Here is a 23,347-nt window from a genome sequence, read left to right on the forward strand (position 1 = left end):
CCGCCCCCTCGTTCCGGTCGTCTCCCACAGGACGAAACCTATCCGCGGGAATTGCCCGTTCGGTCGGGCTCGCCGTCTTCTGGAGGACTCACAGGAGGCGGCGACGACTGCTGGTCCGGGCCACGCCCCACGGCTCGGGAAGAGAGACACATTAATAGTTGTTTACCTCAGGTATCTATCTATATAGTTGCAGACAGCAAGTAAACGAGTTCGAGGAGAGATCGCCGTGGCCGTCCACACCGAGACAGCAGAGCTGCTGATGGAAGAAGTCTTCCGCTTCGGCCGCGCACTGCGCGTGGCCGTGTCGACGGGGGACGACCGCACCGAGTTGCCGGCCGCCCTGGTCGGCGTACTGGGAACGCTCGCCACCCACGGCGAGTGCCGACAGTCCGAACTGGCGAACGCCATGTGCACCAGCCAGTCCGTGCTCAGCCGCCAGCTCGCCGAGCTGGTGGACGCGGGCCACGTCGTGCGTACTCCCGATCCCGACGACGGACGTGCCACCCGGGTTCGGGTGTCCGACGCCGGACTCGCCTGCTTGGACCGCATCAAGGAGCACCGAGTCGCACGGTTGTCCCGCATGTTGGGGGACTGGGACGAGGACCAGGCGAATGCCGCCCTCGACTCCATCCGTCGACTCACGTCCACCTTCACCGACGAGGCGCAGGCCCGGCACTCCGGCCAGCGCATCCTCTCGCATAACTGAGAATAGGAAGAACCACAGACATGACCGTCACACACGACACTCCGCCCTCCCGGGTGAGTGACACCGATCAGCTCTCGGCTCCCGCCGAGGCCGCCGCGGACTCGACCCCGATGACGCACCGGCAGATCCTCGAGGCCCTGATCGGTCTGCTCGCCGGGCTCTTCACCGCCCTGCTCAGCACGACCATCGTCTCGACCGCCCTGCCCACCATCATCGGCGACCTGAAGGGCTCGCAGACCGCGTACGCCTGGGTCATCACGACGGCACTGCTCGCCAACGCGGCCTCGACGCCGATCTGGGGCAAGCTCGCCGACCTCTTCAACAAGAAGCTGCTGGTCCAGAGCTCACTCGTCATCTTCGTCATCGGCTCCGTCATGGCCGGCCTCGCGCACAACGTGCCGATCCTGCTCGCCGCTCGCGTGGTGCAGGGCATCGGCATGGGTGGTCTGACCGCACTCGTCGTCGCCATCATCGGCAGCATCGTGTCTCCTCGTGAGCGCGGTCGCTACTCCGGCTACATGGGCGCCGTCATGGCCGTCTCGATGTCCGGCGGCCCGATCCTCGGCGGCGTCATCGTCGACAGCCCCCTCGGGTGGCGCTGGTGCTTCTTCGTCTGCATCCCGCTCGCCGTCATCGCTCTGCTGCTGCTGCAGCGCACGCTGCACATCACCACCGAGCGCAAGGACGACGTCTCCATCGACTGGCTCGGCGCGCTTCTCCTCACCGCCGGTGTGTCCGTGCTGCTCATCTGGGTCTCGTTCGCCGGCAAGGCCGGGTACTACGACTGGATCTCCCGTGAGACCGCGATGTACGTCGGCGGCGGTGTCGCTCTGCTGATCCTCACCGTCCTCGTCGAGGCGAAGGTCAAGAGCCCGATCATCCCGCTCAAGATCGTCACCGAGCGCACCACCGGACTCGCCATCATCGCCTCCGTCGCCGTGGGTGTCGGCCTGTTCGGCGCCACCACCTTCCTGGGTCAGTACTTCCAGACCGCTCGTGGCTACTCGCCCACCGCGGCAGGCCTGCTCTCCATCCCGCTCGTCGCCGGCATGCTCGTCTCGTCGGTCGGCTCGGGTCAGCTGATCTCCCGCTTCGGCAAGTGGAAGCCCTTCATCGTCACCGGTTCCTTCCTGCTCGTGGTCGGCTTCGGTCTGCTGGGCACGCTCGATCACGCCACCAACCTGTGGCTCGTGGGCGTCTTCATCGCCATCGTCGGCCTCGGTACCGGCATGCTGATGCAGAACCTGGTGCTGGCCGTGCAGAACACCGTGAGCGTGCAGAACATCGGTGCGGCATCGTCCACCGTCGCGTTCTTCCGGACGTTCGGTGGCGCCATCGGCGTCTCGGTTCTGGGATCGGTCCTCGCCACCCGCGTCGCCGACAACTCGGCCTCCGGACTCGCCGCCCTCGGTGTCCCCGCCGGCTCCAACGGCGGCGGCACCCTGGACATCGGATCGCTGCCCGACCCGATCGCCGCGGTCATCCGTACCGCCTACGGTGACGCCACCGGACGCATCTTCCTGATCGCCGGGTTCGTTGCACTGGTCACCGTGCTCGCGGTGCTGTTCATCCCGAACCGCCCGCTGCGCACCACGATCGACCTGAAGCCTCAGGGTGAGCAGGCCGTGCCCGTCGAGGGCTCGGACGTGCAGGGCGAGACCGCCGTGGACATGCAGAAGGACGAGGCTCGCACCGACACCGCGGACACCACGGAGATCGCACCGGTGACTGCTCCCGTCGGCAAGCACGAGGCCGCGGAGGGCTCCGCACCGTTCGACGGACTGAGCACCGATGCCCGCGACCGGCTGCTGTCGCTGCTGCTGCCCAAGCCCGCGGAGACTCTCGACGCACTCGAGGAGGCCGAGGTGCTGCGCGCCGAGGTCGCCGAGCTCCAGCAGGAACTCGACTCCAAGATGCTGAGCTTCGACGCCGTGTGCGAACGACTGCGCCGGTTGGGTCTCAGCGAGGACCAGATCGCTCGCGTTCTCGGTGACGTCCACGTGCCGGACGTGCACTCGCGGTTCGACGCCTCGCACAACTAGTTCGACGACGACAGAGCGGACGCACCCGATTCGGGTGCGTCCGCTCTCTCGTGCGTGGGGTGCACGGGTTCCGTGATGTGCACACCCCTTCTGTCCGGCGGACGAGGGTGTGCGGCGCGGGAACCTGTGCGCCAGCGATCATCGGTTCACTGCGTACTCCCGCAGCTGCTCCACGACGAACGCGTGATCGTCGCGGTGCGGTAGACCCGAGACGCCCGCGTACCCGACGACTCCGACGCCGTCCACCCGCAGCGGCAGCACTCCACCCGCGGCGGCGTGCGTCTCGGCGGGCAGGCGCGACTGCGCGTCGAAGTCGCGGCCGGTGGCGGTGAAGAACTCGAGCACGCCCAGCGAGCTCCGCCCGTACCTCGTGGCGGTGTTGGTCTTGCGGGTCAACCAGTCGTCGCTCTCCGGATACGACCCCGGCAGAGCTGTGTGGAACGCCCGCTGGTGGCCGTGCACGACGCCGATGACGAGCGGGAGCCGACGCGTCGCCGCGGCCTCGCGCATCCGGCAACCGAGAGCCCAGGCGTCGTCCAGGTCGAACGAGGCGAAGCTGACCGCGGTCTCGTCGGCGATCACCGCGGCGAGTTCCGGGGTGCTCATGCGGTGGACGAGGCGAGCCAGATGTTCAGACCGCCGTCGACGGCGTACTCGTCGATGTCGGCGAGATCCTGATCGCTGAAGGGCGGGCTGTCGAGGGCTGCGACGCTGTCCGCGATCTGCGACGGCCGGGACGCACCGACGAGCACCGAGGAGACCTGTCGGCGACGCAGCACCCAGGCCAGCGCCATGTGCGCCAGCGACTGTCCGCGCCGCTCGGCGATGCCGTTCAGTGCCGCGACGTTGCCGAGGTTCTCCTCCGAAAGCATGCCGTCACGCAGGGTCTTGCCCTGAGTCGCGCGGGATCCCTCGGGAATGCCGTCGAGATACTTGGTCGTCAGCAGACCCTGCGCCAGGGCAGAGAACGCGATGCAGCCGATGCCCTCCGCGTCCAGCACGTCCAGAAGTGACGGAACTCCCTGCTCCACCCAGCGATTGAGCAACGAGTACGACGGCTGATGGATGGCCAGCGGCGTGCCGAGATCCCGGAGAAGAGCTGCCATCTCGACGGTCCGCTCCGCGGAGTAGGAAGAGATGCCCGCGTACCGTGCCTTGCCCGAGCGCACCGCGGTGTCGAGTGCACGGGCCGTCTCCTCGAGCGGGGTGTTCGGATCGAACCGGTGGCTGTAGAAGATGTCGACGTAGTCGAGCCGCAGACTGGTCAGCGAGTGGTCGAGGCTGCCCAGCAGGTACTTCGCACCACCGCCGCGGCCGTACGGTCCGGGGAAGAAGTCGTATCCCGCTTTCGTGGAGACGACGATCTCGTCGCGGAGTGTCGCGAAGTCCTCGGCCAGGATGCGGCCGACGTTCTTCTCCGCGGAGCCCATCGGCGGGCCGTAGCCGTTCGCGAGGTCGAAGTGGGTGATGCCCAGATCGAATGCGCTGCGGATGATCTCGCGCTGTTTCTGCAGTGGCGTGTCGTCGCCGAAGTTGTGCCACATACCGAGTGACACGGCAGGCAGCAGGAGGCCCGAGGTCCCGACGGGCCGGTAGGCCATCGAGTCGTAGCGGGTCGACGCCGGGGTGTAGGCGTCACGGAGCAGGGAGGGCATGAAGGAGGGCTCCTATCGGGTGAGGGAGAGGTCTTTCAGAAGGTCGATCTGGGTGTCGTCCTCGAGGGCGGACCCGACGGCGACGACGTCGGCGCCGGCGGCGAGATAGTCGGGGGCGTTGCGGGCGTTCATGCCGCCCGTCGCGACGAAGCGCATCGCGGGGAAGGGGCCCTTCATCGCGGCGAACCAGCCGGCGCCCAGGACGGATGCGGGAAACGCTTTGACCCATCCGAGCCCGAACGCGGCCGCTGCCTGGACGTCGGTCCCGGTGGCGACACCGGGAAGGTGCGGCATACCGGCGTCGATGCTCGCCCGCGCGACGGCGGGGTCGAAGCCGGGAGCCACCGTGAAGGCGGCACCCGCCTGCTGTGCCGTCCGCACGAGGTCGGGAGTGACCACCGTCCCCGCCCCGACGGTCATGCCGCGCTCGGCTCCCGCACTCACCACCGCGGCCAGGGCGTCCACCGCGGCGGCGGACTGCACCGGCACCTCGATGCAGGTGATGCCGGCGTCCCAGCCGCGCTGGGCGAGCGCGACCGACCGCGCGGGGGAGAACCCCCGCAGAATGGCCATCACGGGTCGCGACGAGAACGCGTCGTCGAACCAGTCGTTCACGGTCTCCATCCGAGCTCCTTCGACACGTTGTCGGTGACTGCCCGGAGGTCGGGCAGCAGTTTCTGCAGGGCGGCGAGGTCCGCGCGCCCCTTCAGCGAGGTGATGGACACCGCCGCGACGACGCGATCACTCGCGTCTCGCACGGGCATCGCCACACAGTTGACGTAGTCCTCGTACTCGGCGTCGTCCACCGACCAGCCGCGCTCGGCGACGACTCGCAGTTCCTCGTCGAACTGCTGCCGAGAGGTGATGGTGGTGGCCGTGTGTCGCGAGAAGTCCGCGCCGTCGAGCACGGCATCGACCACCTCGGGGTCCTGGAATGCCAGTACCGCCTTGCTGACGCCGGCCGTGTGCAGGCACACGGGAGCGCCGATCTGGGAGAACAGCTTGATCATGCCGGGTTGTTCGATCTTGTCGACGTAGATGATGCGGCCGCCGTCCAACTGAGCGAGATGCACTGTGTGCGAGCATTGTTCACCCAGTCCGACCAGATACGGGCGAGCGGTGTTCGCGAGGTCGAACTGGTCACGCGCAGCGTGAGCCAGCCCGGCGATGCGGTACCCGACGCCGTACTTCCCGTCGGCCCGCTTGCGGGTCAGGCCGTGGTCGGTGAGGGTCTGCAGCACCCGCAGTGCCGTCGACCGGTGGATGTCGAGATGCGCCGCGACCTCGCTCTGGGTCCGCGGCTGGACGGCGACGAACTCCAGGATCTCGACCGCTCGTTCCACGCTCTGCGACATCGTTCACGCTCCTTCGACTGTGGGGCTCGTGCCGTCAGGCATCGAGCGCTGCTGCGGGGACGAAGTCGGTGGTGCTCGACAACGCTCTCGAGGCGAGATCGTGCCCCATGGACAGCCTGCCGTGTGCGTCCTTGCCTGCACGCAGTCCGGACAGGTATCCCGCCGCGAACGCGTCACCGGCCCCGACCACCTCGACCACCTCGACGGTGTGCGCCGGTACGAAGACGTCGCCCGCCGGGGTGAACTCCGTGGCACCGACGTCGCTGTCCTTGATCACCACCGTTCCCGACGTTCCGACGAGGGAGGCGATCGACCGGGCGTCCTCGGTGCCCCACAGGTCGGCAGCCTCGTCGCGGCCGACGAAGACGATGTCGGCGCGTCGGGCCAGATCGAGCAGGATCGGCGCGGCCCGCTCACGCGACCAGACGCCGGGCCGGTAGTTCACGTCGAACGACAGGATCGTCGACGTGCCGGCGCAGAGGTCGAACAGTCGATCCGTCATCGCCGCACACGTCGGCGACAGCCCCGCGGTGATACCGGACGTGTGGACGACGTCGGTCCGATGCAACGGCAGTCCGTCCAGAGTCGCCGGCGACATGCGCGACGCAGCAGAGCCCCGCCGGTAGTAGTGGACGGTGGTGACACCGTCGTCCGGGTCCTTGAAGTAGACGCCGGTGGGCGCGTCCTCGCGGACGGTGACGTGGGACGTGTCGACGCCGTGGGACGCGATGGCGTCGACGATGCGACGGCCGAGCGGGTCGGCACCCACCGCGCTGGCCCACGACACCTCGTGTCCCAGTTCGGCCAGGTAGAGAGCGACGGTCGATTCGGCCCCGCCCATGTGCAGGGTGAACAGATCCGCCGTGTGGAGTGGGGTGGCGTCGACCGGTGCGACGAGCGTCATCGTCTCTCCGATGCAGAGGAACTCAGGCATCGACGCTCTCCTTCGGGGCGCGGGTGCGACTCTTCTTCAGGCCGGCACGCAGGTACGGGCCGACGACGGCCAGCGCGCTCAGCACGAGCAGACCGACGGCGATACCGCTGGTGTAGATGCTCGCGGCGCCGTCGATGAGGAACGCCCGACGGATGTTGCTCTCGGCCAGCGGACCCAGAATCAAGCCCAGCACCAGCGGACCCGCCGGAAAACCGTTGCGTCGCAACACCAGTCCGAGCAACCCGAAGACGAGCATGAGCCCGACGTCGAATGCGCTGTTCTGCACCGCGTAGGTCCCGACCATGCAGAAGGTGATGATGACGGCCCACAGGTACTGCTGCGGGAGGTCGAGCAGCTTCACCACGCCGCGCATCCGGACGAGTGCGAGAGCGAGTGCACCGAACGTCGCGAGCAGCATGATCGCCGCGAGGCTGTAGACCAGGTCGGGGGAGTCGACGAACAGGGCCGGGCCCGGCTGCAGGCCCCAGATGACCATCGACCCGATCATGACCGCCATCACCGCGTCGCCCGGAACACCCAGTGCCAGTGTGGTGGTGACCGATCCGCCCATGGTGGCCGTGCTGGCGGTGTCCGCGGCCGCCAGGCCCTCGAGTGAGCCCTTCCCGAACTTCTCGGGATGCTTGGACGCCCGCCGAGCCTGGTCCCACGAGACGATTCCGGCGATGTCGCCGCCCGCCGCGGGGACCACACCGACCACCGACCCGACGCCGGATCCGATGAGTGCCGGCTTGAGCAGCTCACGGCGCTCCGCCTTGGTCGGCCACCACTTTCCGAGCTGTGTGATCGGTGCGGGGAGTAGACCGGGGCGGCGGCAGATCATCTGGTTGAACACCTCGGCGATGCCGAACAAGCCGACGATCGCCGCGATGAAAGGTATGCCGGAGCTCAGTTCGTTCAGTCCGAAGGTGAAGCGGCCGTCGCCGGTGATGGGATCGCGGCCGATGGCCCCGAGTCCGAGGCCGAGGATGCCGGCGAACAGACCCTTCACGACGCGCCCACCCGAGACGCCGATCATCATCGTCATGCCGAACACCACGAGGGCGAACATCTCGGCCGGCCCGAACCGGAGTGCCACACTCGCGATGGGTTGTGCGGCGAAGACGAGGATGCAGATGCCCACCACGGATCCGATGGCGGACACGAGCGCCGAGCTCGTCAGTGCGATCCCGGCCCGCCCCTGCTTGGCCATCGGGAACCCGTCGAAGGTGGTGGCGATCGACGCCGGGGTGCCGGGCGTGTTGATGAGGATGGACGGCACCCGATCGCCGAACTGGGCGGCGACGTAGATCGACAGGAGGACCGAGAGGCCCTGCAGTGGTTCGAGAGTGAGCGTGAAGCCGGCCGCGAGTGCGACTGCCATCGCCGCGGTGATGCCCGGCACGGCACCGACGAGTGTGCCGAGCAGGATGCCGATGAGAAGGCACAGCCCGATGCTGGGGTCGAGGAGGGCGCTCAGTCCCTCGCTGACGGCGCTCACAGCGGCACCTGCAGGAGCATGCCGAAGATCACCCAGAGGATCGCCGTGGTGACCACCGGGAACACGAGGAGCGCCTTGATTCCTCGGCCGCCGAAGATCGCGACGAGCGCGGCGAGCAGCACCACGGTGACGACCCGGAAGTCGAGGTACTGCCAGGCGGTTCCGTAGACGACGATGACCAGCAGCGTCGCGGTGAGGGCGACACCGCCCGATCGGGTCATCGCGGCCTCGTCGGAGACGATGCGTCCCGTGAAGGCCTGCACGACGAGGACGAGTCCTGCGATCACCATCGAGATCGCGAGCGCGGTGGGCCACCAGCGCGGACCGAAGGCCTGCCCCTCGCGGGCGAGATCGATGTCCCGTGCGGCGACGAACAGGGCGCCGCCGACGAGGGCCACGACGACGCCGATGACCGCTTCGTAGGTGCGGCTCGTGTGCCGCACGTCCTCCTCGGAGGAGTCGCCCGGGATCGTCACGGACGAATCCGTCAGGTCGTGCGTCGTCATTCCTGTGCCGCCAGATCCGCGAATCGATCCGACTCGGATCCGACGAAGGTGGTGGTCTCGTCCGCGGAGCGGTACAGCGGCAGGTTGCCGCCGGACTCGATCAGATCGATGTACTCGTCTGTCGCGGAGGCGCTTTCGATGGCGTCCTCGATGCGGGTGGCCACGCCGTCGGGCAGGCCGGTCGGCGCCGCGATGACGGCCCAACTGCCGATCACCACGTCCTGACCGAGCTCGGTGGCGGTGGGGACTCCCGGCAGCGCGGGGGCGGGCTCCTCGGTGAAGACGGCGAGAACGCGGAGTCGCCCGTCGGCATGAGCGGGTGCCGTCTCTCCGATCCCGGCGACGACGGCATCGACCTGGGAGCCCACGGCCGCGGTGACCGCGGGTGCGCCGCCGTCGAAGGGGACTCCCGTGAACTCGACACCGGCGACCCTGCCGAGTTCGACGGCGCCTGCTTCCCAGATGCTTCCGGGTCCGGCGTTCGACACGGTGATGCCGCCCGGATCGGCCTGTGCGGCGGCGAGGAGGTCGTCGAGAGTCTGATACGGGCTGTTCGCCGGCACTGCGATGGTGCCGGGCTGGGAGTTGACCTGTCCGAGGAAGTCGTAGGACGCCGGATCGATCGAGTAGCCCTGATGACCGAGCAGGCTCACCTCGACCGGGAGAACACCGATGGTGTATCCGTCGGGATCCTGATCGGCGAGGTACTGCATGCCGATGGATCCTGCTCCGCCCGGTCGGTTCTCGACGATCACACTGACACCGAGGGATTCCTCCATCTGCCGGCCCAGTGTGCGCGCGGTGAGGTCGGTCGCGCCGCCCGCTGCGGTCGGCGTCAGCAGGGTGATGTTGCCGGTGGGGAAGTCCTCGCCGGACTCGGCGCCGCCGGACGATCGATCCGCGCAGCCCGCCGCGACGCCGGCGACCAGGGTCGCTGCTGCCACGACGCCGAGCGCCCGGTGCGAGGAACGAGAGGGTGAGATGCGCACGCATGCCTCCAGGATGGGATTGTGTTGCACTGTCTGCAACACGGTTGCTGAGAGTGCACTCACCATAACCCATATGTGAGCCAGTGCATACCAATTGTCCGTTTGTGATCGAGGCGTCGTCGACGCGGCGGTACCCGCGCGGCGGGCACGACGAGTGCACCCCTTCCGTCGAGCCGGAAGGGGTGTGTGGCGCCGAAACCTGTGCGCGCAGTGGCAATGGGGCACTGCGCACCGGTTCCGCGACGTGCACACCCCCTGCAGTCGGCGGAGGGGCGCGCGTACCGCGGAAGCCCGCGCGGATGCGACCTACTGCACCGTCACGGGCATGCTCGCGTACCCGCTCGCACCGTCGGGAACGGTGTCGACGCGCACGTCCGTCTGCACCTCACCGGTGCCGTCGGTGGCCCGAGCCTCGATGCGGTGCTGGCCGGAGGTGGCCGTCCAGGCGTACGACCACTGGCGCCAGGTGTCGCGCGAGTACTCGTCGGAGAGGGTGGTCTCGGTCCAGGGGCCGTCGTCGACGCGGACCTCGACACGGGAGATGCCTCGATGCTGGGCCCACGCGACGCCGGCGATCATCACCGTGCCCGCCTGGACGTCCTTGCTGCCGACGGGGGTGTCGATACGGCAGGCCGTCTTGATCGGTCCGCGCTCGGACCATCCGCGGTCGGTCCAGTACGCGCGAGCCTGGCTGAACTTAGTCACCTCGAGGTCGGTGACCCACTTGGTCGCCGAGACGTAGCCGTACAGGCCGGGGACGACGAGGCGCGCCGGGTAGCCGTGCTCGATCGGCAGCGGCTCCCCGTTCATGGCGACGGCGAGCATGGCGTCGCGCCCGTCCATGAGGACGTCCAGCGGGGTGCCGGCCGTGAAGTCGTCGTGCGACGAGGACAGCACCATGTCGGCCGATGCCTGCGGACGTGCTTCCGCCAGAATGTCTTTCAGGGCGTAGCCGGTCCAGGTGGCGTTGCCGACGAGGTCGCCGCCGATGGGGTTGGACACGCAGGTGAGCGTCACCATCCGTTCGATGGACACACGCTGTTCGAGATCGGCCAGCGTCAGCGTCATCTCGTTGTCCACCATGCCGTGGATGCGCAGACTCCAGTCCTGCGAGTTCACCCGCGGCACCACGAGAGCGGTGTCGATCCGGTAGAACTCGGCGTTCGACGTGACGTACGGGGACAGGCCGGGCAGCCGGAGATCTGCGGCGGCGGGGACGGGCGGCGCCGGGCTGTCGGGCACCGGGACGGTGAAGGCGTTGCGGTCCTGCGTGACCGCCCGCGTGGAGGCGCCGAGCACCCGTCCCGCGGCGCCGGTCGCGACGGCCGCGGCAGCGCTGATCCCGGCGAGCATCACGAAGCGTCGACGGGAGAACCCCTCCGACGCGTCCGGGTCCGCGCGCTCGACGAGCGACCGTAGGACGAGGATGCCGACCGCGACGCCGACGACGGTGGGGAGCGCTGCGATCGATCCACTGCCGGAGCGCGAGATCGCCGCCAGGACCCCGAGTACGCCGAGAACCACGAACAGTGCCGATCCGATGGGTCGCCGAGCACGTTCGAGGATGCCTGCTCCGGCGGCGAGGAGGGCGATGACGACACCCATACCGATGAAGAGGGCGAGCTTGTCGGAGGTGCCGAACGTGTCGATGGCCCACTCACGGACGCCTGCGGGGGTGTTGTCCACCGCGGCCGACCCCACAGCGACGATCGGTGACGAGTCCGGGCCGACCACGGCGGCGAGGAGTTCACCGACACCGAGCACGAGGGCGGCCGAGAGGATTCCGGACAGGGCCCTGCGCATCACGTTCACTGTGTCACTCTAGTCGTGCGAGCACCGTGTCCGAATAGTCGTTTCCGAAGGTGCCGTGGGGATCCACTCGCTCGCGTTCGACCACGACGTCGTCGAAGCGCGGGTACAGCGAACGAAGTGTACCCGCGGTGAGGGAGTGCATCTTGCCCCAGTGCGGGCGTCCACCGACATCACGTGCGATCGCCTCCACCGCGTCGAAGTACCCACCCACCGGCCGCCGGTGGTACTGGTGGACGGCGACGTAGGCGGTGTCACGGCCGTGCGCGGTGGACAGCCAGACGTCGTCGGCGGCGGCGCAGCGGACCTCGACCGGGAAGGTCACGCGGTAACCGGTCCGCGCGATCCAGGCCTCGATCGCGCGGATCACGCTCGGCACGGACTCGGGCGGCACCGCGTACTCCATCTCGCGGAAGCGGACCCGACGGGAGGACGCGAACACGGACGAGCTGCGATCGGTGAACGTGCGACCCGACCAGGCCGCCGCCGACACCGTGTTCACCCTCGGGATGATGGACGGGATTCGCGTCGTCACGCGATTGATCACCTCGAAGGCGCTGTTGGACAACAGTTCGTCGTCGATCCAGGACGACACGCGGCCCACGGGAGACAGTGGCGTGTCGGCGGGCAGCCGCGTGTTGCGCTTGGTCAGCACCCGATCCGTGTGCGGGAACCAGTAGAACTCCGGATGGTCGACGTCGCGCATGTCGTCGAGGAAACGCTCGAGTGCCTCGCCGAGGCGACCCGGGGTCTCCTCGGCGTGCAGCGCGAAGGCCGGAACGCACCGCATCGTCACGGCGGTCAGGATCCCGAACGCCCCGAGGCCGAGTCGCGCGCACTCGAACAGCGGCCCGTCCGACACCGTGACCTCCGTGCCGTCGGCCAGCACCAGTCGCGCCCCGACCACTTGGGCGGACAGCCCGGCGAACCGCGCCCCGGTGCCGTGCGTGCCGGTCGAGATCGCACCCGCGAGTGTCTGCACGTCGATGTCGCCCATGTTGGTCAGCGCCAGTCCGCGGGCATGCAGGAGATCGTTCAGGGTGTGCAGCCGCGTTCCGGCGCGCACGGTGACGTCGGTGGTGCCGTCCGGTCCCGCGGCCACACCCTCGATGCCCGTCAGATGGTCGAGCGCCACCAGGACGCCGTCCGTCAGCGCGGCGCCGGTGAACGAATGGCCTGCTCCGACCGCGTGGACCCGGCCCTGCGCGCGCACGACGACGTCTCGGATCTCGTCGGCGCTGTGCGGTCTCACGATCGACGCGGGCCGTGCGCGCTGGTTTCCCGCCCAGTTCGTCCATTCGGTCATGGATGGATACAAGTACTGGACAACCGTCCAGGTCAACCCCCTAGACTTCGACCATGACCGTGCGCCTCCCCGCCGATCTCCGGCGTTCGCAGCTGATCGAGGCCGGGCTCACCGTGGCAGCGGAGGCCGGGATCGCCGCCGTCACCGTGCGCGCCGTCGCCGAACACGCCGAGGTCTCGCTCGGCGTCGTCCACTACTGCTTCGAGAACAAGGAAGCGCTCGTCACGGCCATGGGCGAGGCGTTGGTCCAGGAGCTCGGCGCCGCCGTCGGCACGGCCCTGCACGCTGCCGCCGCCGACGGTCGGCGGGACTGCGCCGGCCCCCGTGCGCTGCGCGAGATACTGCACCGCGGCGTGGCCGCACTCTGGTCGGTCATCGAGAGCACGGCCGACCGGCAGCTGCTCACCTACGAGATCACCGCCTACTCGGTGCGCTCCGCGGGAGCCGGACCCGGCATCGGCACGTTGCAGTACCGCGTCATGGACACCGAGACGGAGAGCTTCCTCGAGGCGGCGGCCGAGGCATCACGGATGCGGTGGACGGAACCGATGGCGTCGTTGACGCGTTCCGCACTGGCGACCATCGACGGGGTGGTTCTCCGGTGGCTCGTCGACCAGGACACTCTCGCCGTCATCGCGGAACTCGACGACCTGGCCGCGCGCATCGCGGCGAAGGCGGTGCCGTCGTGACCGTGCTCGATCGGCTCGGTGCCGCGACGGCAGAGCTCGACCCGCCGCTGCTCGCGATCGACCAGGAGTCGCTCGCGGCCAACCTCGCGGACCTGGTGCGACGGGCCGGCGGTACTCCCATCCGTCTCGCGTCGAAATCCGTCCGTATCCGCGGTGTCCTCGAGCGTGCGCTGGTCGCGCGGGGGTTCGCGGGCGTCATGGCCTACTCGCTGCGAGAGGCCTTGTGGCTGAGCGAGGTACCGGACATCCTCGTCGGCTATCCGACCGTGGATCGACAGGCGCTCGCCACCCTGGCCGCGGACGCCGACGCGTGCCGCCGCATCACTCTCATGATCGACTCGCGAGCACACCTCGACGTGATCGACGCCGCCGGTCCGTGGGCAGCTCCGGTGCGGGTGTGTCTCGACGTCGACGCGTCGCTCCGCATCGGACCCGCACACATCGGCGTTCGTCGGTCGCCGCTACGTCGTCCGGCCGAGGTAGCCGCGCTGGCGCGGGAGGCGGTCCGGCGCGGCGCGTCCGTCGTCGGCGTCATGTTCTACGAGGCGCAGATCGCGGGGCTGCCCGATTCCGGACGAGCAGTGCGGTGGATGAAGCGGAAGTCGGCGTCCGAGTTGGCCTTCCGGCGACGCGCCGTGGTCGATGCCGTGCAGGACGAGGTGGGCGTGCTCGAGATCGTGAACAGTGGCGGCACCGGGTCGATCGAGGTGTCGGCTGCGGATCCGGCGGTGACCGAGGTGACGGCGGGATCCGGCTTGTTCGCGCCGACGCTGTTCGATCGCTACGACGCGTTCACTGCACGACCGGCGCTGTTCTTCGCGCTCCCCGTCGTCCGCACGCCGACGCGGACCATCGCGACAGCGTTCTCGGGTGGGTACATCGCCTCGGGACCGACGGGGGCCTCTCGCGTGCCGTCACTGATCGGACGCGGGGCGTTGATCCGCACCGAGGGGGCCGGGGAGGTCCAGACGCCGGTGGCGGGATCCGGTGCGGCGGTGGGGGATCGGCTGTGGTTCCGGCACACCAAGGCCGGTGAGGTGTGCGAGCGCTTCGCCGAGGCGCACCTCGTGTCCGCGGACGGTTCCCGCACGACACTGCCCACCTACCGCGGTGAGGGTCGGGCCTTCGGCTGACCGGCATCACTCGTCGGGGCTCACCCGCATGAAGGCGCCGACCAACGACAGCTCCGCCGGTGTCGAGGGCAGATAGTGCGTCAGCGCGGGTGAGCGCACGACGTACGCGGCCCACTGCCCCCGCGACAAGGCGACGTTGATGCGGTTGCGCGACAACAGGAACTGCATGCCGCGCGGCACGTCCTCGGGGGCCGACGCGGCCATGGACACGATCACGACGGCGGCCTCCCGGCCCTGGAACTTGTCGACGGTGCCGCACGAGGCCTCGTGCAGTCCGGCATCGTCGAGCGCCGCGCGCACGGTGGCGACCTGGGCGTTGTAGGCCGCCACCACGAGCAGGTCCGAGGCGCCGAGCGGCCGTGTCTCCCCGTCACACGTCCAGGCCGATCCCACCAGTGACCGTGCCAGTCGGACGATCTCGACCGCTTCCTCTCGCGAGGACGTCGCGTTGCCCTCGTGGTCGACGAGAACTGTGTGCACTCCCGGGTCGACGCCGTCCAGGTGCCGTCCCAGCACTGTGTCGTGCGAGCGGAGCCGTCCGTCGTAGGACAGGTCGGACACCACGGAACACAGCTCGGGGTGCATGCGGCGAGTGGTGGCCAGGAAGTACCCGAGGTCGGCCGGGAGCGTGTCGGAGCCGTCCGCGAGCCAGCCCAGAGCAGAGGTGTCCACCGGTTCGGGGTGGCTGCCCTGGCTCACCTGCGGCAGCTGCTGCGGATCGCCGAGCAGCAGGAGGTTGCGTGCCACCCGCGCCACCGCAATGGTGTTGGCCAGCGAGAACTGGCCCGCCTCGTCGACGACCAGCAGGTCCAGCTCCTGCTCCGTGAACTCCTTGCGGTTGGTGAACGGCCAGGCCGTCGCACCGACGACGCATCCGCCGGTGTGTGTGGCCAGGTACCCGGAGTACGAGTCCACGCCGAGCCACGAGTGCGTGCTGTCGGACGACCCCTTCTTGGCGACGCTCTCGGGATCGAGCCCGGCGGCGACGACACCGTCGAGAAGGTTCTCGATCACCGAGTGCGACTGGCCGACCACCCCGATGCGCCAGCCGTGATCGCGTGCGAGTGCGGCGATCACTCGCGATCCGGTGTAGGTCTTCCCCGTTCCCGGCGGCCCTTGGACCGCGATGTAGGAATCGTCGAGATCGAGGAGCGACGCGGTGATGGCCGCAGCGACCTGCTCGTCGACGACCTCGGCGAGCGGTGCGCCGGACCGGGTCCGGGGAGGATCACGACGCAGGAGGTCGACCACGGCCGAGGCGCGGACCTCGGGAAGGCGATCCGCTGCCTCCGCCGCGGTGGCGGCGATGGCCTCCCGCAGCGTGGTCGTGTTGACGAAGGCATCGGGCGTCGTGGCGACCGGTGCGACATCGTGGGGTTCGGCGCCCTTGGACAGCGACTCCTCGAGCGTGAGGTGGGCGCCGTCCTCGGACACCTCGACGATCGTTCCGGGCATCGTCCAGCGATACTGCGGGTTCGCGCGTCTGTCGGGCGCGATCCAGTCCGGAGCAGGGGGCGCGTAGAGCACGGTCACCTTCGACCCCACGCGCCCACTGCCGGGCCCGAACTCACCGCGCACCACGCTCGTGCGCCGCTGGACCCGCTTGCCGGGCGGTGTCGCCCACTCGGTCATGGACTCCACCTCCTCGACCATGAACACGTCGCGGGTGTCGGCCCACTCGTCCATCGGCGAGGACAGTCGGTCGAAGTGCGCCCACCAGTAGGGCTTCTCTTCGCGCTGGTGGTAGCCGACAGCGGCCGCGAGCAGGGCGATCGCCTGCTGGTCGGTCGTGCGTGAGACCGATTCACCGGCGAACTCCCACAGGGCGTCTGGCACCGCGTCCCGGTCCTCGTCGACCGGTTCGGCCGCGTCGAGCGGACCGCGGGGCACCACACCCGCGCGTTCGGCGTGACCGAGCAACCAGTCGCGCAGTTCCAGTGTGGAGCGGCAGTCGTACTCGTTGTAGTCGGCGATCTCGGCGAGGACGCCGGCCGCCTCGTCGAGGTCGCCACGGTCGCGCAGATCGCACCACCGCGCGTACTCGGTGATGGAAGCGACGGCGTCTGCCACGTCGCCGCGGTGATCGGTCATGTACAGCGGTTCGAGCTTCTTGATGCTGTAGCTCGGTGCGCCGATGCGCAGGGCGGACCGCACGACGGGATACAGGTCGACGAGGATCTGCTGCCGGAGAAGGTCGTCGACCTCGTTCTCGTACACCCCGTACCGCGAGGCCAGACGCAGCAGAGCCGACTTCTCGTAAGCCGCATAGTGATACACGTGCATGCCGGGGAACGCCTCGCGGCGTGCACGCACGTACTCGACGAAGGCGACGAAGGCGGCCCTCTCCTCGTGCCGGTCGTGGGCCCAGAACGGCCGGAACGCGCCGTCGGACTCCATGACGCCGAAGAGGTACTCGAGCCCCCAGTCGGAGGAGCCGCGTTCGGCGTACAGCGGGTCGCCTTCGAAGTCGAAGAAGATGTCGCCCTCGTCCGGAGCGGGCAGTGCACCGAGAGCACTCGGGGTGTGCACGTCGACCACCGGTGACCCCGACTGCTCCTGCTGAACCTGGGCCAGGGCCTGCGCGCGCAGGGTGCCGAGGGACCGCTCCGAGAGGTCCGCGACGGAACCGGTGTGTGCGGCCAACTCGTCGACGGTCGTGATCCCCGCGGCGTGCAACGTGGACCGCTGGGAGACGCGCATCCCGGCGACCAGCAACAGGTCGCGCTGTGCCTCGACCTCGGGGGTGCAGTGCTCGCACCGGAAGCAGGCGCGAATGTCGAGGTCGGCCCAGGATGCCGGGAGCAGTTGCGTCAGGTGGCCGGACAGCAGGGCCACCATCTCGCGCCGTGCGCGGCGGTAGACGGGGAGGACGTCCGGCAGGTGCACGAGATGGTCGGTGCCGTCACCGAGGACGAGGTGGCCCGTGGCGGACGTGGGAACTCCGACAGCCTCGAGCGCGTCGGCGTACGCCGCGATCTGCAGGACCGACGGGACGCGCTCGGTGCGCGACAGCTTGGTGTCGTGCACCGCATAGGTGTCGGTCGACGGGTCGTGGATCAGGAAGTCGCTGAAGCCGAGGAACTCGCCGTCGAAGAACGTGCCCTGGTAGATGACGGGGACGCGCTGCTGCGCCGCGGCGAGGGTGGCCTGTGCGGCGGCGGCCAGCGCGGACGGGATGCTCTCGGCCGGCCGTTCGATGGTCACGACGCCGTCCGGATGCTCGCGCTTCAGTCTCAGCAGCTCGCGGGCCTCGTGCTGACTGCCGAGGCGCGCGAGCCGGGCGAACATCGCGTCGTCGACCTGCTCGGTCTCGATGCGGCCGAGGTTCGCGTCGAGCGTGCGCAGGAGTGCGTACTCGCACCGGGACGCCAGCGCGAGGTCGCCTGCGCTGTGGACGAGGGTGTCTCCGGTGACGAACATGCCGCCACCCTAACGAGACCGGCCGACAGGTCAGCGGGTCCCGAGGGCAGGTGCGATCGTCGTGCCCCAGGCTTCCTTCAGCTGGTCCTCGAACAGTGCCCAGCTGTGCGAGCCCTCGCCGCGCATAGAGATGGTCGCAGGCACGCCCGCCCTCCGCACCGCGTCGGCGAAGATGCCGGTGCACGTGTTCACCATGGCTTCGACGGCTGCTCCACCGAACGGGGGAATGCTGCCGGGCGGGATGCGGTCGACGGGGCCGGGAACACCGCTCGCGGATCCTGCGTAGACAGCCGTTCCGCGGAGGCGGTCGGCGTGGAGGGACGGGTCGTGCTGCGCCCATGCGGGGGCACCGGGAGGGCCCCACATGTTGAAGGGGTTGTTCAGGGCGCCGCCGATCATGATCGAGATCGCGGCCTGGGCGAGCGGGTTCGACGAGGCGGGGCACCCGCTGATGGATGCCGCGGCACGGTAGAGGCCGGGCGCCTGCACGGCGAGATCGAGTGCCGGACCGCCGCTCATCGACACCCCTGCCACCGCGTTGCGGCGCGTACTGCCGAAGTGCTGGTCCATGACGCCGGGCAGTTCCTGCGTCAGATAGGTCTGCCATTTGTTGGATCCGAGGATCGGATCGTCGGCGAGCCAATCCGTGTAGAAACTCAGACGCCCACCGATGGGGAGCACGACGGTGACGTTCTTGTCGGCGAAGAATGCCGGGGCGCCGGAGTTGTTGATCCAGCCGACTCCGTCCTCGTTGCCCAGGGCGCCGTTGAGAAGGTAGAGCGTGGGGAGCGACCCGCCGCGAGCCGGGCGGAGCACGTCGTTCGGCACGACGCGGTTCATGGCGGGGGAGTAGACGTCGACGACCGAGTGTGTCGGCGAGAGCTGCCGCACCCCGACCACTCGGGCAGGCTCCGCAGCGGTGGCGGCGGGCGCCCCGAGAAGAGCCGCGACGACGGCGACGACGATGACGAAAACCAACCTCATGGTCCGATGCTCGCACGGCGGAGGGAACCGTGGGGTTCGGTTCTGTGTCGAACCGGTGACTATTGAGTCACATCAGCCACAATGGCCACATGCCGTTCTTCGAAGGACCCCGAGGTCGAGCCCACTACCGCCAGTGGGGACCCACCGAGGATCCTGCCGCGACCCTCGTGTTCCTGCACGGGCGGGGACAGCACACCGGCCAGTACCACCGGTTCGGCGCTGCCCTGTCAGCACATGGCATCGCCACCTGGGGCCTCGACCACATCGGCCACGGCTTGTCCGAAGGAGAGGCGGCCGACGACGCCGCCTACCTCGACGCGCTGGCGGAGAACGCACGTCATCTCCTCGACGTCGTGGTCGAGGCCGGCCACCGACCTGCGGTGATGGGCCACTCGCTGGGGTCCGCGACCGCGGTGCGGATGCTCGCGACCGGCGGGGGCGCGCCCGCCGTCGTGCTGGTGGCGATGCCGCCGCGCGCGATCTCCCGCGAGGATCTGACGGCAGCGACCCGGTCGCCCACCCTGGCACTGCACGGTGTGGACGACCGCATGGTGCCGATCGACGGCGTCCGAGACCTCGTGCGCGGCATCCCGACGATCACCCTGCGCGAGTACGCCGACGCCGGACACGACCTGCTGCACGAGAAGATCCACCGCACCGTGACCGACGCGGCCGCGGACCACGTCCTCGCGAACGCCTGACGTCAGCTGACGATGATGGTGCGGGTGTGCCACCCGGTCGAACCACCGGGGATCGGCGGGGTGCGCTCCTCGACCTGCGTGTTCCCGTCCTGATCCGTCGCGCGGACCTGGATGTTGTGGTTGCCCGCAGTGGCGTCCCAGTCCCAGAACCACTGGCGCCAGGTGTCGATCGTGTACTGCTCGGCGAGCGTCGCCTCCTGCCACGGTCCGTTGTCGACACGGACCTCGACGCGCTCGATGCCACGCTGCTGCGCCCAGGCGGTACCTGCGACACGGACGGGACCGGGTGCGACGGGGGCGAAGGCGGCCGGCACGTCGATGCGTGACGCCGTCTTGATCGGTGCCTTGTCGCCCCAGCCGCGGTCGGTCCAGTAGGCCGTCGCCTCGTCGAAGCGCGTGAGTTCCCAGTCGACGACCCACTTGGTGGCGGAGACGAATCCGTACAGACCGGGCACGACCTGACGCACCGGGTAGCCGTGCTCGACGGGCAGCGGCTCGCCGTTCATCGACACCGCGAGCATCGCGTCGCGGCCGTCGGTGAGGGCCTCGACCGGCGAACCGATGGTCATGCCGTCGATGCTCGTGGACAGCAGCATGTCCGCGTCGGCCTGCACACCCACCTCGTCGAGGATGTCCTTGATGGGGAACCCGATCCAGGTCGCGTTGCCGGCGAGCGGTCCGCCGACCTCGTTGGACACGCACGTCAGCGTCACGACGCGCTCGATCGGAGTGCGAGCCATGAGGTCGTCCCAGCTCAGCGTCATCTCGCGGTCGACCTTGCCGTGGATCTTGAGCTGCCACTCGGCGGTGGTCAGCTGCGGGACCTGCAGAGCGGTGTCGATGCGGTAGAAGGTGTTGTTCGGCGTGACGAAGGTGGTCGCGCCCTCGACACCGATGTCGGTACCGGCCGGAATGGCGGCGGCTTTCTCGCCGGCCGCGACCGTGGGGAGGCGGAAGTTCTTGATGTCCTCGGCGACGCCGGCGACACGATCGCCGAGGTACCGGCCGACCGTGCCGGCTGCGACGGCCACCGCGGCGGCAGCGCCGAACAGGACGAGGAACTTGCGACGCGGCATGAACCCGTCGACCGTGCCCGCCGGCACCTCGAGCGCTCGCGTGAGGGCTTGCAGGACCGCGATGCCCAGGACGACGCCCACCACGGTGGGGATGACATCACTGAGCGAGGACGTCGGCCGCTGCAGCACCGCGTAGACGCCGACGGCACCGAGCACCAGCAGGATCACCGATCCGATGGGACGGGACGGGCGCTCGAGCAGGCCGGCGATGGCGGCGATGATCGCGATGCCGATGGACATGCCGACGAACAGGGCGGCCTTGTCGTTGGTGCCGAAGGTGTCGATCGCGAACTCGCGGGCGAACGCGGGCGTGCGGTCCACGGTGGTGGAGCCGACGGCGAAGAACGGTGACGACGCCGAGCTGAAGAGGAGCGAGAGGATCTCGCCCACGCCGAGCACGACGCCGGCGGCGACCACTCCGCTGAGCATGCGTGCGAAGGGGTGGACGCGCGTACGCGCGGAGTCACCCGAGGTCTGGCGTTCGGTGGTCGTCGTGGTCATGACTGCTATTCGTCACGATGGCAGTGTCGGCTTGCTCCGGTGGGCGTGTTGACGAGCCACAACGAGCGAGGCGCGCCCGTGAGGAGTTCTCACGGGCGCGCCTCGGGTGGGTCGGACGAGTGTCAGCCGCCGTAGATGTCGGCCACCTCGGTGGCGTGCGACTCCAGGATGACGTTGCGCTTGAGCTTCATGGTCGGCGTCAGTTCTCCCGACTCGATCGTGAAGTCACCGGGCAGGATCGTGTACTTCTTGATCTGCTCGGCCTTGGAGACCTTCGAGTTGGCCGTGTCGACGGCCTTGTCGATCTCGGCGATCAGGTCGGCGTTGGTCGTCAGATCACTCGCGGACGTGCTCTTGTCGAGACCGTGACGCTCGAGCCAGCCGGGCAGAGCCTCGGGATCCAGCGTGATGAGCGCCCCGATGAACGGCTTGGCGTCGCCCACGACGAGGCATTGGCTGACCAGCGGGTGCGACCGGATGGAGTCCTCGAGGCCGGCGGGCGCGACGTTCTTGCCACCTGCCGTCACGATGATCTCCTTCTTGCGACCGGTGATCGAGAGGAAGCCCTCGTCGTCGAGCGAGCCGAGGTCACCGGTGTGGAACCAGCCGTCGCGGATCGATTCCTCGGTGGCCTTCTCGTTGTGCCAGTACCCCGAGAACACGACGGGACCCTTCACCAGGATCTCGCCGTCCTCCGCGATCTTCACGGCGTGTCCCGCGAGCGGGCGGCCGACGGAACCGATGCGCTGCTTGTCGGTGGTGTTGACCGTGACGGCGGCGCTGGTCTCGGTGAGTCCGTAGCCTTCACGCACCGGAACGCCGATGCCGCGGAAGAAGTGGCCCAGTCGAGCGCCGAGGGGGCCGCCGCCGGACAGCGCACTGGTGCACCGTCCACCGAGCGCGGCGCGGAGCTTCGAGTAGACCAGCTTGTCGAACAGGGTGTGCTTCGCCTTGAGCACCAGGCCGGCGCCGCCCTTGTCCTGCGCGATGCTCCACTCGATCGCGACGTCCGCGGCCTGATCGAAGATCTTGCCCTTGCCGCCGTCGTGCGCCTTCTGCTTGGCCGAGTTGTAGACCTTCTCGAACACGCGGGGGACCGAGAGGATGAAGTCGGGCTGGAACTCGGCGAACTGCTCGACGAGCGTCGTGGTGTCGGACGTGTGCGCCACCGTGACCTTGGCCTCGAAGGCGCCGAACGACACCGCGCGAGCGAACACGTGCGCCATCGGGAGGAACAGCAGGGTGCGCTTGCCCTCGGTCATCTGGTCGTGCAGCGCCACCTGGGTGGCCGTCGTCTCGGCGTAGAAGTTCGAGTGCGTGAGCTGGACACCCTTCGGGCGGCCGGTGGTCCCCGAGGTGTAGATGAGCGTGGCGGCCGACGACGCGGACACCTGCTGACGACGGGCGTGCAGATCGTCGTCGGACACGGAGGCGCCGCGGGTGGTGAGCTCGTCGATCGCACCGCCGTCGAAGCTCAGCGTCTCGCGGAGATCCGCGGCGCTGTCGGTGACGTCCTTCATGCGGGTGAGGTGTTCGGAGGTCTCGACGACGAAGAGCTTGGTCGCGGAGTCCTCGAGGATCCACTGCGCCTGATCGGCTGCGGACGTCTCGTAGATGGACACGGTGCAGCCACCGGCGGTCCAGATCGCGTAGTCGAGCACGACCCACTCGTAGCGGGTGCCGGCCATGATGGCGACGCGGTCACCGAACTCGATGCCGGAGGCCATGAGGCCCTTGGCCACGCCCGCGACCTCGTCGGCGAACGTGCGCGCCGTGACGTCCTTCCACGAGCCGCCGACTCGCCGTTGGAACGCCACCCACTCCGGGGTCTCGCTCGCGTAGCGGAACACGGTGTCGGCCATCGAGACATCGTCCGGGATCGTGTAGGACGCGGGTACCGAGTATTCGTGCACGGTGTCTGTACCTTCCAGTAGCAGCAGGTTTGTTGTGTATTGGATCACATGAAGCGATGCTGCGGTGATCGTAGTGCCGTATCCGCTTTGTCCTGTTCGAACAGTTGTCGTTCTGCAGGTGGTCGCTGGA

Annotated in this window: 19 protein-coding genes; 5 read left to right on the forward strand and 14 right to left on the reverse strand. The window is 68.9% G+C overall.

Annotated elements, in window-relative coordinates:
• Positions 1-226 precede the first annotated feature (226 nt).
• Both J4E04_RS04010 and J4E04_RS04015 read left to right on the forward strand, forming a co-directional pair.
• A complete protein-coding gene (locus J4E04_RS04010; RefSeq protein ID WP_027504681.1) occupies positions 227-706 on the forward strand; it encodes a MarR family winged helix-turn-helix transcriptional regulator in 480 nt (159 codons plus the stop codon).
• Between the two features lie 110 nt (positions 707-816).
• The gene (locus tag J4E04_RS04015) at positions 817-2,748 is read left to right on the forward strand and encodes an MDR family MFS transporter (RefSeq protein ID WP_222631082.1); all 1,932 of its coding nucleotides are present in this window, start codon (positions 817-819) and stop codon (positions 2,746-2,748) included.
• A gap of 138 nt (positions 2,749-2,886) precedes the next feature.
• Here the strand turns inward: J4E04_RS04015 and J4E04_RS04020 are convergent, their stop codons facing one another.
• From J4E04_RS04020 to J4E04_RS04065, 10 genes are all read right to left on the reverse strand, one after another.
• Positions 2,887-3,354 (reverse strand): heme-binding protein, encoded by a 468-nt coding sequence (locus tag J4E04_RS04020; protein WP_490149924.1) that lies wholly within the window; start codon positions 3,352-3,354, stop codon positions 2,887-2,889.
• The gene (gene mgrA, locus J4E04_RS04025) at positions 3,351-4,403 is read right to left on the reverse strand and encodes an L-glyceraldehyde 3-phosphate reductase (RefSeq protein ID WP_027504684.1); all 1,053 of its coding nucleotides are present in this window, start codon (positions 4,401-4,403) and stop codon (positions 3,351-3,353) included. The genes J4E04_RS04020 and mgrA overlap by 4 nt, the downstream gene beginning before the upstream one ends.
• Positions 4,404-4,415: 12 nt before the next feature.
• Positions 4,416-5,027: a bifunctional 4-hydroxy-2-oxoglutarate aldolase/2-dehydro-3-deoxy-phosphogluconate aldolase gene (locus tag J4E04_RS04030; protein ID WP_222639412.1), complete on the reverse strand. Its 612-nt coding sequence runs from the start codon at positions 5,025-5,027 to the stop codon at positions 4,416-4,418.
• Positions 5,015-5,758, reverse strand: a complete 744-nt coding sequence (locus tag J4E04_RS04035) for an IclR family transcriptional regulator (RefSeq protein WP_027504686.1) — start codon at positions 5,756-5,758, stop codon at positions 5,015-5,017. The genes J4E04_RS04030 and J4E04_RS04035 overlap by 13 nt, the downstream gene beginning before the upstream one ends.
• 34 nt (positions 5,759-5,792) lie before the next feature.
• Positions 5,793-6,692 carry a sugar kinase gene (locus tag J4E04_RS04040; protein ID WP_490149925.1) on the reverse strand — a complete coding sequence of 300 codons (900 nt, stop codon included), beginning with the start codon at positions 6,690-6,692 and terminating at the stop codon, positions 5,793-5,795.
• The gene (locus tag J4E04_RS04045; protein WP_285184414.1) at positions 6,685-8,190 is read right to left on the reverse strand and encodes a tripartite tricarboxylate transporter permease; all 1,506 of its coding nucleotides are present in this window, start codon (positions 8,188-8,190) and stop codon (positions 6,685-6,687) included. The genes J4E04_RS04040 and J4E04_RS04045 overlap by 8 nt, the downstream gene beginning before the upstream one ends.
• Positions 8,187-8,696, reverse strand: a complete 510-nt coding sequence (locus J4E04_RS04050; RefSeq protein ID WP_490149926.1) for a tripartite tricarboxylate transporter TctB family protein — start codon at positions 8,694-8,696, stop codon at positions 8,187-8,189. The genes J4E04_RS04045 and J4E04_RS04050 overlap by 4 nt, the downstream gene beginning before the upstream one ends.
• Positions 8,693-9,727 (reverse strand): tripartite tricarboxylate transporter substrate binding protein, encoded by a 1,035-nt coding sequence (locus J4E04_RS04055; protein WP_328811258.1) that lies wholly within the window; start codon positions 9,725-9,727, stop codon positions 8,693-8,695. Before J4E04_RS04055 ends, J4E04_RS04050 begins: the two co-directional genes overlap by 4 nt.
• A gap of 264 nt (positions 9,728-9,991) precedes the next feature.
• Complete coding sequence (locus J4E04_RS04060; protein ID WP_328812158.1) at positions 9,992-11,488, reverse strand: molybdopterin-dependent oxidoreductase; 1,497 nt, start codon at positions 11,486-11,488, stop codon at positions 9,992-9,994.
• A gap of 13 nt (positions 11,489-11,501) precedes the next feature.
• Positions 11,502-12,800, reverse strand: a complete 1,299-nt coding sequence (locus J4E04_RS04065) for a D-arabinono-1,4-lactone oxidase (RefSeq protein ID WP_490149927.1) — start codon at positions 12,798-12,800, stop codon at positions 11,502-11,504.
• Positions 12,801-12,853: 53 nt separating this feature from the next.
• Here J4E04_RS04065 and J4E04_RS04070 point away from each other — a divergent pair, with 53 nt between their 5' ends.
• Both J4E04_RS04070 and J4E04_RS04075 read left to right on the forward strand, forming a co-directional pair.
• Entirely contained in the window at positions 12,854-13,489 is a 636-nt protein-coding gene (locus J4E04_RS04070) for a TetR/AcrR family transcriptional regulator (RefSeq protein ID WP_027504693.1), read from the forward strand.
• A complete protein-coding gene (locus tag J4E04_RS04075) occupies positions 13,486-14,622 on the forward strand; it encodes a type III PLP-dependent enzyme domain-containing protein (protein WP_490149928.1) in 1,137 nt (378 codons plus the stop codon). The genes J4E04_RS04070 and J4E04_RS04075 overlap by 4 nt, the downstream gene beginning before the upstream one ends.
• A 6-nt stretch (positions 14,623-14,628) precedes the next feature.
• Here the strand turns inward: J4E04_RS04075 and J4E04_RS04080 are convergent, their stop codons facing one another.
• Both J4E04_RS04080 and J4E04_RS04085 read right to left on the reverse strand, forming a co-directional pair.
• Positions 14,629-18,042, reverse strand: a complete 3,414-nt coding sequence (locus J4E04_RS04080; protein WP_490149929.1) for a TM0106 family RecB-like putative nuclease — start codon at positions 18,040-18,042, stop codon at positions 14,629-14,631.
• Between the two features lie 30 nt (positions 18,043-18,072).
• On the reverse strand, positions 18,073-19,026 hold the full coding sequence (locus J4E04_RS04085) for an alpha/beta hydrolase (RefSeq protein ID WP_027504696.1): 954 nt from the start codon (positions 19,024-19,026) through the stop codon (positions 18,073-18,075).
• Between the two features lie 89 nt (positions 19,027-19,115).
• Here J4E04_RS04085 and J4E04_RS04090 point away from each other — a divergent pair, with 89 nt between their 5' ends.
• Positions 19,116-19,727 carry an alpha/beta hydrolase gene (locus J4E04_RS04090; RefSeq protein WP_222631634.1) on the forward strand — a complete coding sequence of 204 codons (612 nt, stop codon included), beginning with the start codon at positions 19,116-19,118 and terminating at the stop codon, positions 19,725-19,727.
• A 2-nt stretch (positions 19,728-19,729) separates the two neighbouring features.
• Here J4E04_RS04090 and J4E04_RS04095 read toward each other — a convergent pair whose 3' ends face one another.
• Both J4E04_RS04095 and J4E04_RS04100 read right to left on the reverse strand, forming a co-directional pair.
• Positions 19,730-21,304 (reverse strand): molybdopterin-dependent oxidoreductase, encoded by a 1,575-nt coding sequence (locus J4E04_RS04095; protein ID WP_027504698.1) that lies wholly within the window; start codon positions 21,302-21,304, stop codon positions 19,730-19,732.
• Between the two features lie 122 nt (positions 21,305-21,426).
• Positions 21,427-23,217: an AMP-dependent synthetase/ligase gene (locus J4E04_RS04100; RefSeq protein WP_027504699.1), complete on the reverse strand. Its 1,791-nt coding sequence runs from the start codon at positions 23,215-23,217 to the stop codon at positions 21,427-21,429.
• Positions 23,218-23,347 lie beyond the last annotated feature (130 nt).

It is taken from the genome of Rhodococcus sp. NFXS4, assembly GCF_058139645.1.